11 protein-coding genes are annotated in these 14244 nt (G+C 57.5%); 10 read left to right on the plus strand and 1 reads right to left on the minus strand.

What is annotated here, in order from left to right:
• Positions 1 to 242: 242 nt before the first annotated feature.
• The 7 genes from ftsH to priA all read left to right on the plus strand — a co-directional run bounded on the left by ftsH (position 243) and on the right by priA (position 10190).
• Positions 243 to 2300, plus strand: coding sequence for an ATP-dependent zinc metalloprotease FtsH (gene ftsH, locus AC559A_RS12780; protein WP_084031845.1), 2058 nt, complete (start codon positions 243 to 245; stop codon positions 2298 to 2300).
• Between the two features lie 19 nt (positions 2301 to 2319).
• Complete coding sequence (gene folP, locus AC559A_RS12785) at positions 2320 to 3210, plus strand: dihydropteroate synthase (RefSeq protein ID WP_498818209.1); 891 nt, start codon at positions 2320 to 2322, stop codon at positions 3208 to 3210.
• On the plus strand, positions 3204 to 3959 hold the full coding sequence (gene cdaA / locus AC559A_RS12790) for a diadenylate cyclase CdaA (RefSeq protein WP_028571378.1): 756 nt from the start codon (positions 3204 to 3206) through the stop codon (positions 3957 to 3959). The genes folP and cdaA overlap by 7 nt, the downstream gene beginning before the upstream one ends.
• Positions 3956 to 4900 carry a CdaR family protein gene (locus AC559A_RS12795; RefSeq protein WP_498818210.1) on the plus strand — a complete coding sequence of 315 codons (945 nt, stop codon included), beginning with the start codon at positions 3956 to 3958 and terminating at the stop codon, positions 4898 to 4900. Before cdaA ends, AC559A_RS12795 begins: the two co-directional genes overlap by 4 nt.
• Before the next feature lie 47 nt (positions 4901 to 4947).
• A complete protein-coding gene (gene glmM / locus AC559A_RS12800) occupies positions 4948 to 6300 on the plus strand; it encodes a phosphoglucosamine mutase (protein WP_498818211.1) in 1353 nt (450 codons plus the stop codon).
• Positions 6301 to 6550: 250 nt separating this feature from the next.
• Positions 6551 to 7423 carry a UTP--glucose-1-phosphate uridylyltransferase GalU gene (gene galU / locus AC559A_RS12805; RefSeq protein WP_028571381.1) on the plus strand — a complete coding sequence of 291 codons (873 nt, stop codon included), beginning with the start codon at positions 6551 to 6553 and terminating at the stop codon, positions 7421 to 7423.
• 163 nt (positions 7424 to 7586) lie between these two features.
• A complete protein-coding gene (gene priA / locus AC559A_RS12810) occupies positions 7587 to 10190 on the plus strand; it encodes a replication restart helicase PriA (protein ID WP_498818212.1) in 2604 nt (867 codons plus the stop codon).
• Between the two features lie 284 nt (positions 10191 to 10474).
• Here the strand turns inward: priA and AC559A_RS12815 are convergent, their stop codons facing one another.
• A complete protein-coding gene (locus tag AC559A_RS12815) occupies positions 10475 to 11662 on the minus strand; it encodes an ATP-binding protein (RefSeq protein ID WP_498818213.1) in 1188 nt (395 codons plus the stop codon).
• Between the two features lie 592 nt (positions 11663 to 12254).
• Here AC559A_RS12815 and AC559A_RS12820 point away from each other — a divergent pair.
• The 3 genes from AC559A_RS12820 to AC559A_RS12830 all read left to right on the plus strand — a co-directional run bounded on the left by AC559A_RS12820 (position 12255) and on the right by AC559A_RS12830 (position 13867).
• On the plus strand, positions 12255 to 12533 hold the full coding sequence (locus AC559A_RS12820; RefSeq protein WP_169732585.1) for a hypothetical protein: 279 nt from the start codon (positions 12255 to 12257) through the stop codon (positions 12531 to 12533).
• A 393-nt stretch (positions 12534 to 12926) separates the two neighbouring features.
• Positions 12927 to 13115: a hypothetical protein gene (locus AC559A_RS12825; RefSeq protein WP_498818214.1), complete on the plus strand. Its 189-nt coding sequence runs from the start codon at positions 12927 to 12929 to the stop codon at positions 13113 to 13115.
• A 206-nt stretch (positions 13116 to 13321) separates the two neighbouring features.
• A complete protein-coding gene (locus tag AC559A_RS12830) occupies positions 13322 to 13867 on the plus strand; it encodes a cytidylyltransferase domain-containing protein (RefSeq protein ID WP_498818215.1) in 546 nt (181 codons plus the stop codon).
• Positions 13868 to 14244 lie beyond the last annotated feature (377 nt).

The following is a 14244-nucleotide window of genomic DNA, read 5'->3' on the forward strand; positions in this document are numbered from 1 at the left end:
TACTTGATTGGGCTTGCTGCTTGGCGAACAGCGGTGACTTGTATCCATTTCGTTCTTGATCCGCAAGCGCGGGATGAGAAAAACTCGGAGTGAATTCGTTTCTGAACCTCGGATTAGGCGTGGAATCGTAGTGTGCTTTATCTGGCCAGTTCCGCAATCCTTTTTGAAATGACGCTCGATTTCGATCCCGATTTCGATTTCGATTATGTTGACGTGACAAACTGATACCGGAGGAATTTTCATTGAATAATTTTTCTAAGAACCTGCTGCTCTGGGCCACCATATCCGTGGTCATGGTGGTTCTGTTCAATATGTTCAGCCAGCCGCCGGCGCCGGAGCAGAGGCTGAGCTACAGCGAGTTGTTGACCCGTGTGCGCGCCGGTGAAATCACCGAGGTCAAGGTCCAGGGACAGCGCATCCAGGGCGTTCTGCTTAACGAACAGCGTTTTGTTTCGTTCAATCCCAACGATCCGAACCTGGTGCAGACGCTTCTGGACAACAATGTGCGCGTGGTGGCCGAGCCCGAGGACCAGTCGCCGTGGTACTTCACGGTGCTCATCTCCTGGTTTCCGATGCTGCTGCTAATCGGCGTCTGGATCTTTTTCATGCGCCAGATGCAGTCCGGCGGTGGGCGGGCCATGTCTTTCGGACGGTCCCGGGCCAAGATGCTCAGCGAGGAATCCACCAAAGTCACCTTCGAGGACGTAGCCGGGGTGGACGAGGCCAAGGAAGAGCTGATGGAGGTGGTGGAGTTTTTACGCGAGCCCAAGAAATTCACCCGCCTGGGCGGGCGGATTCCCAAGGGCGTCCTGCTGGTCGGTTCGCCGGGAACCGGAAAGACCCTCCTGGCCCGGGCCGTGGCCGGCGAGGCCGGGGTGCCGTTTTTCTCCATCTCCGGCTCGGACTTTGTGGAGATGTTCGTGGGCGTGGGCGCGGCCCGGGTCCGGGATCTGTTCACCCAGGGCAAGAAGAACGCGCCCTGTTTGATTTTCATCGACGAGATCGACGCCGTGGGACGGCAGCGAGGGGCTGGACTGGGCGGCGGGCATGACGAGCGGGAACAGACCCTGAACCAGATGCTCGTGGAAATGGACGGGTTCGAATCCAACGAGGGCGTGATCCTGATCGCGGCCACAAACCGTCCGGATGTTTTGGACCCGGCCTTGCTGCGCCCGGGTCGATTCGACCGGCAAGTGGTGGTCCCGTCGCCTGATTTGCGCGGCCGGGTGCGCATTCTGCAGGTCCATGCCAAACGCACGCCCATGGCCAAGGGAGTTGATTTGGAATCCCTGGCCAAGGGCACTCCGGGCATGTCCGGAGCTGACCTGGAAAACCTGGTCAACGAGGCGGCTCTGCACGCGGCCCGAAAAGGCAAGGAACAGCTGGACATGCGGGACTTTGAGGAAGCCAAGGACAAGCTGCTCATGGGCAAGGAGCGGCGGAGCATGATCCTCAGCGACGACGAAAAGAAAACCACGGCCTATCACGAGGCCGGTCACGCCCTGGTGGCCCGTCTGCTTCCCGGCACGGACCCGGTGCACAAGGTGTCCATCATTCCCCGAGGCATGGCCCTGGGCGTGACCATGCAGCTTCCGGACGACGACCGGCACAACTACAGCCGATCCTATTTGGAAAAGACCCTGGCCGTGCTGATGGCTGGTCGAGTTGCCGAGGAGATCATCTTCGATCAACTGACCACCGGAGCGGGCAACGACATTGAACGGGCCACGAAAATGGCCCGGAAGATGGTCTGCCAGTGGGGCATGAGCGACACCCTGGGGCCGCTTTCCCTGGGGGAAAACAACGACCATGTCTTTCTGGGCCGGGAGATCGCTCACCATAAGGATTACAGCGAACAAACCGCTCAGGTGATCGACGGGGAAATCAAGGGCTTCGTGACGAGGGCACACGGCAAGGCCAAGCAGCTTCTAGAAAAAAATATCGATGTTCTGCACGCCGTGGCCGGCGCGCTTCTGGAGCGGGAGACCATAACCGGCGCGGACATTACTCTGCTGATGAAGGGCGAGCCGCTACCGCCCATGAGCCCGACTCTCGCGAAGCCGGTCCGGAAGGAAGCTGAAACGATGCCTGAAGCGGCATCCGGGACTGGATTCGGCGACGACAAAGGCGGGGGCGAAAAAGAGGCGGAAGCTGAGAGAGCCGACTTCGAGCAGTCCGCCAAGCCTTCCGAGTCTTCCGACGCCACCGACGGACGTTCTGAAGACAAGGACGGCGCGGACGACACAGACGACGCGGACGAGTTCGCCCTGGAAGAACCGGACAAAACCAATCGGTCTTGACTTGGTCACGACATTTCGGATGCGGCCCGTTTCTTCCTGGCGAATCAAGGATGGTCGTTGGATCGATCTAGCCGATCCGGTGATCATGGGGGTGGTGAACTGCACCCCGGACTCGTTTTATGACGGAGGGCGGCATGACGAGCCCGACGCCGCTCTTCGTCATGGTCTGTTGCTGGCCTCTCAAGGCGCGCTGATCCTGGACGTGGGCGGAGAGTCCACTCGCCCCGGCTCTCGTCCCGTGAGCGTTCAGCAGGAGTTGGAACGAGTGCTGCCCGTGGTTCGCGGGTTGTCGTCGGCGACGACGTGTCCGGAGGCCGAACCTTCCGTCGCTTCTCCGGTACTATCCATCGACACGACCAAATCCACGGTGGCGGCCCGGTGCCTTCAGGCCGGGGCGGCCATTGTCAACGACGTCTCCGGGTGTCGGTTCGATCCGGGGCTTTTGGACGTACTGGCTCAGTTCAAGCCCGGCTATGTATTGATGCACGCCCAGGGCAATCCGGAAAGTATGCAGCATGATCCGCGGTACGACGACGTCGTGGACGCGGTGCGTCGGTTTTTCGAGCAACGGTTGGACGCCTTGGCGCGTTCCGGGCTGCCGGAAGAACATGTGGTTCTCGATCCCGGCATCGGCTTCGGCAAGCGGCTGGAGCACAACCTGGAATTGCTGCGCAACATCGAGGTGTTTCAGGAATTGGGCCGTCCGATTCTGGTGGGCGTTTCCAACAAGTCGCTCTGGAAGGACCTTTTGGGTCTGGAACTGGAAGAGCGGGGGACGGTCACCCAGGTGGCCGCGGCCTTGCTCGCGGCTCGGGGCGTGTTGATCCATCGGATGCACGACGTGCGGGCCACGGCGCGAACATTGCGGGTTGAAAAGGCCCTGCGCGTCCGGGGAGGGCCGACATGCTAGAGATGCCGATCAACATTCCGATAAGCATTCGGGACATGGTGGACATCGGTCTGGTAACTTTCGCCTTTTACCGACTGATTCTGCTGGTCAAGGGAACGCGGGCCGTTTCAGTGATCTACGGCCTGGTCCTGATCCTGGTTATCTTCTACCTGTCCGACGAGTTCGGCTTGTTCACCCTGAACTGGTTGCTGGCCAATTTTCTCGGCTCGCTTTTCCTGGTGATCATCATTTTTTTTCAGCAGGACATCCGAAAAGCCCTGTCCGAGTTGGGGGCCGGGAGCTTGTGGCGGCGACGCAAGGTTTCGGACCAGCTGGTGAACGAAGTCGTCTTCGCGGCCCTGAACATGGCCAAGTCCCGCATCGGGGCCTTGATCGTCCTTGAACGCGGCGTTCCCCTGGGGGACATCATTGCCCGTGGCGTGGAAATCAAGGCCGACCTGACTCGTGAATTGCTGGTGACCATTTTTTACCCGAACACTCCCCTGCATGACGGAGCGGTGGTCGTCCGGGGGGGGCGGATTGAGGCCGCGGGCTGCATTCTTCCGTTGTCCTCCGGCGTGGATCACTCCGCGAAGCTGGGGACCCGGCACCGGGCCGCCATCGGGGTCAGCGAGGAAACCGACGCCGTGGCCTTGGTGGTCTCCGAGGAGCGCGGCATCATCTCCATTGCTCAGGGCGGACGGTTGACCGAAGACCTGAGTGAAGCCCAACTCAAGGACATGCTGCGCGAAGTTCTGGAGCAATCATGATACCACGCGCCAATTGGCAATATCTGGCCTTGGCCTTCGCCCTGGCCGTGTTCTCCTGGTATCTCGTTTCCGGGCGGGAGAAGGTGGACTCCTGGATTCAGGTGCCCGTGGAAATGGTCAATATGCCGCAGGGATACATCGTGCGGCAGGGCATGGTCAATCGGATCGAGGTCCGGGTCCGCGGGCCGCGCCCCATGGTCCGGACCATTGACATGCGTAATGCTTTCTACCCCTTGGACCTTGCGGAATTGCAGGTCGGTTTGAACCAAATTGACTTCGAAACCCGGAACCTGAATCTGTCCCGGGCCATTGAAGTGGTGGAAATCATGCCGTCCCGGGTTGAACTGCTCGTGGACCGGCTGATGACCAAAACCATTCCCGTGAACAAGAACGTCGTCGTCGACCTGGACGAGGACTTCGAATTGCGCCGATCCGCTGTGACGCCGCCGGGAGTGGTGCTCCGGGGGCCGTTGGTGATGGTGGAGCCCGTGGAGGAGGTGGAAACCCAGCCCGTCAAGGTGGAGGGTGACCGCCCCGGGCTGGTGGAAACGACCGTTGGGTTGGTCTTGCCTCCGGAAGTAGAGGCCAGTCCCAGCCGGGTGGTGGTGCAACTTGATTTTCGTGAGAAGCGGACCGAAGTGTCCCTGGACCGAGATATTCAGGCCACGCGGCCCTCGGGCATGGTCATGACGCTTGAGCCGACCTCGATCCGCCTGACGCTCTCCGTTCCGGTATCCCTGGCCCGCGACCCCGGGCTTGAGGATCAGGTGCGGGTGATAGTCTCCCCGGTGGGAGAGTTGCCCGTTGGGGAGCACGAGGTGGGGTACCGGGTTGAATTGCCTTCCGGAGTGACGTTGACGCAGAGTGAGCCGGAACGGATACGGGTGGCGCTTGAACTGGAAGAAGCCGGTCCTCCGGGTGAAGCAAGCGTCGGCGAGTGATTGAACCAATACAAAGCAGATATGCGAACGATATAGCGAGGTGCTTAATGCGGAAAGGTCTTTTTGGAACGGACGGTATGCGCGGCCAGGTGAATATTTTCCCCATGCTTCCGGAGATCGCCCTTCGGCTGGGGCTGGCCGTGGGCCAAATGATGCGCAACGGTTCGCGGCGGCCTCGGGTGGTGATCGGCAAGGATACGCGCTTGTCGGGGTACGTGTTCGAGACGGCCCTGACTTCCGGATTTTGCGCGGCGGGGATGGACGTCTATCTTGTCGGTCCCATGCCCACCCCGGCCATTTCCTTTCTGACCCGCAACATGCGCGCCGACGTCGGCGTGGTCATTTCCGCCTCGCACAATCCGTTCATGGACAACGGGATCAAGCTGTTCGACAATCTGGGATTCAAGCTGGCCGACGCCATGGAAGACAGTATCTCGGAGTTGATTCTCTCTCCGGATACGGATTGGGAGTATCCGCAGCCGGAAAACGTAGGCAAGGCCGCTCGGATTCAGGATAGTCTGGGGCGGTACCTGGTGTTTTTGAAGAACACCATCCCTTCGACCATGACCTTCGACGGGGTGAAGGTGGTCTTGGACTGCGCCAACGGCGCGACGTACAAGGTCGCCCCCTTGCTGTTCGAGGAACTGGGGGCCAAGGTCGAGGAAATCGGCACGGAGCCCGACGGATTGAACATCAATCGCAAGTGCGGTTCCCTCTATCCGGAACTCGTGGCGCATCGCGTCCTGGAATCCGGGGCGGACATCGGCCTGGCCCTGGACGGAGACGGAGACCGGCTGATCGTCACGGACGAGCAGGGGACCGTGCTGGACGGCGACCAGATCATGGCCATTTGCGCCCAGGACATGATGCAAAACGGCACGTTGCCCGGCAATACCCTGGTGGCCACGGTGATGAGCAACATGTCTCTGGAACTGTTCATGCGGGACCATGGCGGCAGACTGTTGCGCACGCCCGTGGGCGACCGCTACGTGGTGGAGGCCATGCGTCGCGAAGGCGCGGTGTTCGGCGGCGAGCAGTCCGGCCACTTGATCTTTCTGAACCATTGCACCACGGGGGACGGCATCCTGGCGGCCCTGCAACTGATGCGGATCATGCAGGAAAAAGGCAAGCCGCTGTCCGAGCTGGCCGGGCAGTTGAAGCCGTTTCCCCAGGTGCTGGTCAACGTTCACGTGGAGCGCAAAATCCCCTTCGAACAATCCCCGGAAGTGGCCAAGGCCGTGGCTGAGGCTGAGGAAAAGCTCGGGGCCAGGGGGCGCGTGCTGCTGCGCTACTCCGGAACCGAGCCGGTGGCCCGGGTCATGGTGGAAGGCGAGGATTCCGTCCTGGTTCAGCGGCTTGCCGATGAACTGGTGGACGTCTTGCATACGTATTTGCGATAGACTGTTTGCACGAATGGGGATAGACTTGAGCCGATTGTCGGAGGCAAAGCTTCCTGCGCAAGTTTCCGGCGAAAGCTTTCGGCGACTTGCATTTTTGACCTTTTGCGTTCCAGGATTGGTCGCAATTCATTCGAATGATATAAAAAAAGATAGTTTTGTGTTTTTTCGCATCGATGCCGGGCGTGTTCCTCTGTGGCGTTTTCACCAGTGATATCCGTCAGCATTGATCCAAACGAAGGAGATTGTTCCGATGCAGATCAGAAAAGTCGTCATTCCCGTGGCTGGCTGGGGAACCAGGTCGTTGCCGGCAACCAAGAACATCCCCAAGGAAATGCTTCCGGTGTTCAAAAAGCCGGCCGTGCAGCACATCGTCGAGGAAGCCATGTATTCCGGGTTGACGGACGTGGTTTTCGTGAACAACTCCAATAAGAAGATCATTGAGGACCATTTTGACTACAACTGGGCCTTGGAGGACCTGCTGCAACGGACCGGGAAAACGGCGCTATTGGAGGAGGTTCGGGCCGTTGCCGAGATGGTGAACATCATTTCCGTGCGCCAGAAAAAGCAGTTGGGGCTGGGACACGCCGTGCTCTGCGCCAAGGAGGTCATCAAGCAGGAACCCTTCGCCTTGATGCTCGGGGACGACCTGATGTTCGGGATGGAGCCGGGCATCAAGCAGTTGCTGGACGTGGCCTTGTCAGAAAATATGTCCGTGGTCGGCGTGATCGAGGTCGCCGCGGAAAAGGTGAGTAGCTATGGGATCATCCATGGCGAAGAGTTCGCTCCGGGAGTCTATCGGGTTCGCTCCATGGTGGAGAAGCCGGCTCCGGCCCAGGCGCCTTCAAGGATGGCCGTGGTCGGACGCTACGTGCTCATGCCGGAAATATTCGAACATCTCGAAGGGGCCGAGCCGGGTCACGGCGGCGAGATTCAGATCACGGACGCACTGATGAAACTGGCTCAGAAGAATCGCCTCCTGGCGGTGAAGATGCGCGGGATGCGCTTCGACGTGGGCGACTGGAGCGACTATCTCACGGCCAACATTTATTTCGCCTTGCAAGACGAGTCGTTGCGCGAGGAATTGGTAGGCAAGCTGAAGAATTTGCTTCCTTTCAATTGTTGATCGCGGCGGACTCGATTTTGATCCCCCGGTTTTTCGAGCCGACTGCACCATGGGGCGTGCGGTCGGCTCGTTGCGTTTCATCCCCCTCGACAACTCGACAACAAGGGAGCCGGGCCTTACTGATGGACAAGCTTTGGACGAATCTTCTTGCGAGACGAGCGGCATGACCCAGGCTTGGAATGTGGCTCTTTGCAGCCCGCCGTACCTCGTTTTCACTTATGCGATGCCTGATTGTCTGCCTTCCGCGGCCTGGGCCGCCGGACAGCGTGTGATGGTCCCGGTGGGCAAAAGGACGCGGATGGGGGTGATCATGGAGCCTTCCGCGGTCGAAGACGGAGGGGGGCGGACCTTGAAGCCCATGATTTGGCCCCTGGACCAGGAACTGCTCCTGACAGACGCCGTTCTGGACTTGGTCCGGCACCTGGCCAGACGCCAGATGGTCCCCGAGGGACTCGTTCTTTCCAGCATCCTGCCCAAGGCCCTGCGCTCCGGACAACCTCGGTTCAGGCTGGAGGAGGGTTCGGCGACGCGGCGGTGGACCTTGGAGGAAATGAGCCGTCTTCGCGTCGAGGAGTCGGCGCGACTCGGACAGGCTTGGATGGAAGGCCGATTGTGCCTGGAGCAAAACCAGCGCAAGGGGGACGACGACGTCCTCTATACCTTGCTGCGCGACCCTCCCTGGGGCCTGCGCCCCAAGGCCAAACGGCAACAAGCTGTCCTTGAGCACCTGTTCGCCCACGGCAGCGCTTCTTTGAGCGGTATCGCTCGAGGCGTGGCCGTTGTTCAGGATCAATCCCTCTTTGCGGATCATGGTCCGGATGGTGCGCTGGTCCAGTGCGCTGGGGAAACGGATCAAATCCGGGCCCGGGACGCTTTTTCAGTGCGTGAGACGAAACAAGGTCTCAAACGTGTTATGGCGGACTTGGTCCGCAAGGGGCTGGTCCAGGCCGTGCCGGTTCTTTCCGCCCAAAAGGCTGACTGGCAGGCTGACTGGCAGGCTCACAAGTCGGCCCGAGCGCTTCCCGATACTGCGGGGGGCCTCTCGCAATCATCCCCGGATGTCCTTTCCGGCACTTCCGATGTTCCTTCTCTCGAATGCCACCCTCTCTCCGACGAGCAGGTCGATGCGCTCGGGGCCCTGGAAGCAGATCTGCGTCTGACCCTGGAGCCTGTACCGGAAGATGTCCGGAGTCCTGACGGCTCTCCGAGGCAAGTTCGTGTCCGCCTGGTCCACGGCGTGACCGGCAGCGGCAAGACCCTGCTGTATCTGCGGTTGGCTCGAGCGGCTCTGGCCCAGGGGAGGAGCGTGCTGTTGCTGGCCCCGGAGGTGGCCTTGTCCGCCCAGCTTTGGAACGAGGTGAACCAGTTTTTTCCCCAGACGCCTCGACACTGGTATCACGGTTCGCTTCCCGCCGGAGCCAGGTTGGGGGTGTTTCGCGCCCTGCGCCACCAGGCCACGCCCCAGATCGTGGTGGGCACCCGATCCGCGCTGTTTTTACCTTTCGCCAACTTGGGGTTGATCGTGGTGGACGAGGAGCACGACGCCTCCTACAAGCAGGACGAGGGGTTCACGTATCAGGCCAAGGAAGTGGCCTATTTCCGGATCAAGCAGCAGGGCGGCCTGCTGCTGCTGGGTTCGGCCACGCCGGACATCAAGACCTTTCACGCCGCCGACCAGAGCGAGATCAACAGCGTTACCCTGCGTCACCGAGTCAGTCGCAAGCCGTTGCCCGAAATCCAACTTGTGGACATGCGCCCGGAGCCTCGCTCCGCCCCGCTTTCCCAGCTCTGTCGATCCGAGTTGGAGGGCGCGCTCCAGCGCGGAGAGCAGGCCATGTTTTTGCTCAACCGTCGCGGCTTCGCGCCGCTGGTCTCATGCCTGGACTGCGGCACGGCCCCGAAATGTCCGCGCTGCGAAGTGGGGCTGACCTATCACAAGGGGTGGGAGCGCCTGCTGTGCCATTACTGCGGCTTTGCTCAGCCTTTCCCTTTTGGGTGCGGTCAGTGCGGTGGAACCCGGTTCCTGCCTCTGGGTGAGGGGACCGAGGGGCTGGAAGAGTACCTGGAGAACCTTGGGGCCTCGGGCCTGGGAATCGTTCGCCTGGACCGGGACAGCACCCGGCGCAAGGGCAGCCTGGATCAAATCCTCAAGGCCTTTAGCCAAGGACGGGCCCAGGTGATGGTCGGGACACAGATGCTCAGCAAGGGCCATCATTTCCCAGGCGTGACCCTGGTCGTGGCCGTGGACGGGGACGTCGGGCTGAATCTTCCGGACTATCGGGCCGCGGAAAAAACGTTTCAACTGCTTGTCCAACTGGCAGGGAGGGCCGGACGAGGAGATCGGCCGGGTAGGGTGCTGATTCAGACGCGCAATCCGGACCATCCCTGTTGGGAGCACATTCGGACCGGCAACTACGAGGGATTTTTCGCACAGGAACTGGAACGCCGCCGCAAATTCGCCTACCCGCCCTTCGTAAAGCTGGCCATGATCCGGTTGAGCTATCCGCGTGAATGGGAGGAAGGCGCGGCCCTGGTGGCCACGGCCGGTGACCACCTGCGCCGCGAAGGAACGCGACTGGGCCTCCGGGTCCTCGGCCCTGCCCCGGCTCCCCTGGGGTTGCTCAACGGCCGCAAACGCTTCCAGTGCCTGCTCAAGGCCATGTCCTGGCAAAACCTGCGTGAAGCCTTCACGGCCATGCGCTCCACCCTCCCCGGTTCCTCCCCTCTTCGCGTGACCCTGGACTTGGACCCGGTGAACATGCTTTAATAGTCCGTTGAATAACTCCCAATTGCTGCGTCGATCGTCGAAGCAGGCGTCATGTTTGAGTTGCGCCTTCTTTAGACGAGTGCCGAGACGGCGATTCGCGCGGTACAGTTTTTCCCGTTCAATGAGAAGCGCCAGCCGTTCAGCCTCGGTGAAGGTGTAGTTCCTGGCCCCGAGCACGGCCACGAAAATCTGCGCCTGCCGGACCTCTCCGGTGACGGAGTCGCAGATGGAGAGGGTCTGGTCGGCAAACTCGATGAACAGCGAAGCGAGTGACGTTCAACGCTTCAAGTGTCAACAGATTTTGTGCCGTACAAAAACAACCCTTTCAAATTGTTCCAGGAAATCACTTCGGCATTGCTTCTGTTCTGGTTTGCGTTGCCACCGTACACGACACAGGGTTTGGCCGCCGAATCCCCAGCCAGATTTACATAATACTCCAATCCCTTGAAGAAGTCCGGGGACACTGTACGACCTGCCTTGATTTCCATGGGAAGCTGAGAACCTCCCTGGTCGATGAGGCAGTCCACCTCATTTCCGGTTTTATCTCTCCAAAAATAGCAGTTCATTTGCTTGCCCTGGTTGTATCGTTTCTTGATCAACTCGGTGATCACCAGGGATTCAAATAAAGCACCTTTTAGGTAATGGGTTCGTAATTGTTCCGGACTTTGGATTTCCAGGAGGTGCGCCGCAAGCCCCAGGTCATAAAAATACAGCTTGGGCATTTTGACCAGTCTCTTGCCGAAATTTTGATGATAGGGGCGGAGCAGGAAAACAATGAAGCTGGCTTCCAGAAGGGATATCCACGATTTTACCGTGGTATGCGATATACCGCATTCATTGGCCAGGGCGGACATGTTCAGGAGCTGCCCGGTCCTGCCCGCGCACGATTTGAGAAAAAGTTGAAACTGTCCAAGGTCGGCGATATTCTTTATCGCCCGCACATCGCGTTCAACATAGGTCTGGACATAACTGGGATAAAAATCCTGCGCGGGGATGCCCATCTTGTATATCCGTGGGTATAATCCGGTGAACAGATAGTCCTCATAATCCTCCCGTGGGTGCGACGGGAAGATTTCATCCAGGGAAAAGGGAAGAAGCCTGAGCACGGCGGCCCTTCCGGCAAGAGACTGACTGATCTTCTCAAAGAGCAAAAAGTCGCTGGAACCGGTCAGGATGAATTGCCCGGGCTGATCCCTTTGGTCCACCACGGTCTGGATATAGGAAAATATCTCGGGAACTTTCTGGGCTTCGTCAATGACCGCGTTTTCATAGGTCTTCAAAAAACCGCGTGGATCCTGGCGGGCAAAGAGCAGTGTATCCGGGTCTTCACAAGAGACGTAGGGCTTTTCGGGAAACACTTTTCTGACCAAAGTCGATTTGCCGGACTGCCTTGGTCCGGTCAGGGTAACCACTGGAAATTTTTTCGATATGGAGATCAGGTAATCTTCCATCTCCCGGTTGATGTAGGTCATCTGCCACCTTCCTTGTATACCGGCTTTTTTTTGATCCGATATCATCGGCGCGGACAATTTGCAAATCGAAATTTCAAATTGTCCGAATATTTTGGGAGATGGTTTCGATTAACCATAGCCTGGCTGTGCGTATTGGTTGAAATTGACGATTTGTCGCTTATTACATATGCAAAGTATGCGCATTCACAACAAGGAGAGGTATGCTCGTTGCCATTGATAAAAGAGACAGTATCAGTTTGCCGGCTTCCGTGAGAAGAGAGCTGAGATAATGTCAACTGGTTTTGAGGTTGGTTGAGGACACGGAACAAGCCTGTTGGGGTTGCGCATGAGAACCCTGGTGGATACGGTCGGGGCAAGCACGAGAATATGATTGAATGGGAAGTTTTTAGCTCCAGCGATTTTTGACTTTTGCCGAATTATTTTAGTCTGTTGGATATACAAAGCTGTGCTTTGAAAGACAAAAGTTGTCTGTAAGGGGTCAAGATAGGCCTTTTTAGGTGGTCAAGATTAATAATTACAGGTGGTTGCTGGTCTCAGAGGCCCAGCCAACGACCCTTGCCCAGCCCACAGCCAGAACTGAAAGGCAATCCTAATGTGTGTAAAACCAATCACCCTTTCCCAGTATAGGCGCTTAGTTGCTCCACGTCCCTGGCTCTGGTGGGATGTGGCGGACATTGCCCGCTTGTCCGTGGACAGCGTGGTCGAGAGCATTCTCACCCGTGGGGACTGGCCCGATTTTCTGGAAGCCCTGGACGAGTTGGGCACGGACCAGGTTCGGGAAGTTTTCTTCAGGCAAATCAATCGCCAGCGGAATAACTACCGACCCCAGACCCGGAATCTGTATCAGGTCTATTTTGAACGTCATGCATGAAGAGATTTTGAACATAAACCAGAAAAGGGTTGCCGAATCCGTCCTCCCCAGGTTCACCTCTGATTTCATCTTATGCGGGGGCACAGCCACTTCGATCTTCTCCTTCGTCGCATAACTTGCACCTGAACCTTGGTCTTTGGCATTTTAGCCTTTGAGCTTTCAGCCACGAGCCATCAAGTACCAGCTCCGAGCTACAGCAATTCCGGCCTGAAATTTGCTTGAGTTTTTCCAAAACCTTTCAGCAGGCAAGCCATGCCCATTGATAATCAAGCATATTCGCCATTTTCAAGCTCCGCCAAGGAGTGTCAAATCATTGTTCCGTACCGGCAAGGTGCGGCATGAGAGCGTATTTGGACTGTGGAATTGGGCGTCGGGAACAAGAGCTTTGTTGATATGCTGCAGCTGAAAATGGTTGCGGCTCAACGGAAAGAGCCCGTTGAGGTTCTGCATGAGAATCCTGGTGTATACGGTCAGGACAAGCGCGAGAATATGATTGATTGGGAAGTTTTTAATTCAAGTGATTTTTTGACTTTTGCCGAATTATTTTGGATTGTTGGATATAGAAAGCTGTTCTTTGGGTGACAAAAGTTGTCTGTAAGTTTACCCAGTGTAATTGACGCAGTCACGAGCGCAGCGAATTACCCTTTGGGTGTCAAAACAGGCCTTTTTTGGGGATCAAAATTAACAATTACAGTTGGTTGTTGGTCTCATAGACCCAGCCCACAGAGACCCAGCCCAGAGCCCCCAAGAGTTTCAGCCAGACCTAGCCACATGAATCGACCTTTGTCATGCGAATACTCACCATCATCCAGGCCCGCATGTCCTCAGCTCGCTATCCGGGCAAAATGCTGGCGCCTTTTTTCGGGAAGCCCTTGTTGTCACATGTTGTGGAGCGAATCCAGGCATCTCAAATATCGTCTCCAGTTGTCCTCGCTACCAGCGTAGATGAGGCAGATACCCCCCTTGCATTGTACAGCAAGAGCCTCGACATTCCGGTTGTGCGCGGTCCTCGGGAAGATGTTCTCGGGCGATTTGCGGTGGCGTTGCATGAACACCCCTGCGATGCATTTTTTCGTGTCTGCGGGGACAGCCCTTTGCTTCTTTCATATTTGTTCCAAAGGGCCGTGGTGCTTTTCAGCCGAGGGGAATTTGATTTGATCACGAATGTCTTTCCACGGACCTTCCCGGTGGGCATGAGCGTTGAACTTGTGCGAATAAGCACGTTTCTGGAGGCGGAAAAAAGCATCAAGGCCAGGGACGACCGTGAGCACGTGACCAGATTCTTCTATCAGAATTCTAATACTGAAGTTTCACGGTTTTTTCACGACTACTGACAGTAGCACTACGGGTGGTTTTTTATTCTGCGTGGCTGTCCGCCAACATGCCTTCGTGCGGCGTCTTGAAAAAAGCTAACAATATCAGATGTCTAGGGAGTAAGCCTTGCTCGCATAACATACTGAAATGATTAGACATTTTTTGAGCGATTTTCTCTAGGATTTCAAAAATAATATTAAAAAACAGTTGCTTGCAGTTGAAAGCGAGACCCCTTCGTGCTATGTTTGTTTTTCCACAAGCAAACAAAACCACTCAGGAGGTCTCGCGTGGAAAACTTACTGGGTTCTTCGACGTTGGACGTGGAAATGCTATGGAACGAGTAGTTCCCTGATGGGTGCTCCGATCAGGTAGATCACAGTGATGAATGTCATCTCGT

This window comes from Desulfonatronum zhilinae, assembly GCF_900182865.1.
GTDB classification, from domain to species: Bacteria; Desulfobacterota; Desulfovibrionia; order Desulfovibrionales; family Desulfonatronaceae; genus Desulfonatronum; species Desulfonatronum lacustre.

Excerpts from the sequence above, each read along its gene's own strand:
- AC559A_RS12795 (WP_498818210.1), top strand. The coding sequence starts at position 3,956 with ATGATACCACGCGCCAATTGGCAATATCTGGCCTTGGCCTTCGCCCTG.
- folP (WP_498818209.1), top strand. The coding sequence starts at position 2,320 with ATGCGGCCCGTTTCTTCCTGGCGAATCAAGGATGGTCGTTGGATCGAT.
- AC559A_RS12820 (WP_169732585.1), top strand. The coding sequence starts at position 12,255 with ATGTGTGTAAAACCAATCACCCTTTCCCAGTATAGGCGCTTAGTTGCT.
- priA (WP_498818212.1), top strand. The coding sequence starts at position 7,587 with ATGACCCAGGCTTGGAATGTGGCTCTTTGCAGCCCGCCGTACCTCGTT.
- AC559A_RS12830 (WP_498818215.1), top strand. The coding sequence starts at position 13,322 with ATGCGAATACTCACCATCATCCAGGCCCGCATGTCCTCAGCTCGCTAT.
- AC559A_RS12815 (WP_498818213.1), bottom strand. The coding sequence starts at position 11,662 with ATGACCTACATCAACCGGGAGATGGAAGATTACCTGATCTCCATATCG.
- galU (WP_028571381.1), top strand. The coding sequence starts at position 6,551 with ATGCAGATCAGAAAAGTCGTCATTCCCGTGGCTGGCTGGGGAACCAGG.
- cdaA (WP_028571378.1), top strand. The coding sequence starts at position 3,204 with ATGCTAGAGATGCCGATCAACATTCCGATAAGCATTCGGGACATGGTG.
- AC559A_RS12825 (WP_498818214.1), top strand. The coding sequence starts at position 12,927 with ATGCTGCAGCTGAAAATGGTTGCGGCTCAACGGAAAGAGCCCGTTGAG.
- glmM (WP_498818211.1), top strand. The coding sequence starts at position 4,948 with ATGCGGAAAGGTCTTTTTGGAACGGACGGTATGCGCGGCCAGGTGAAT.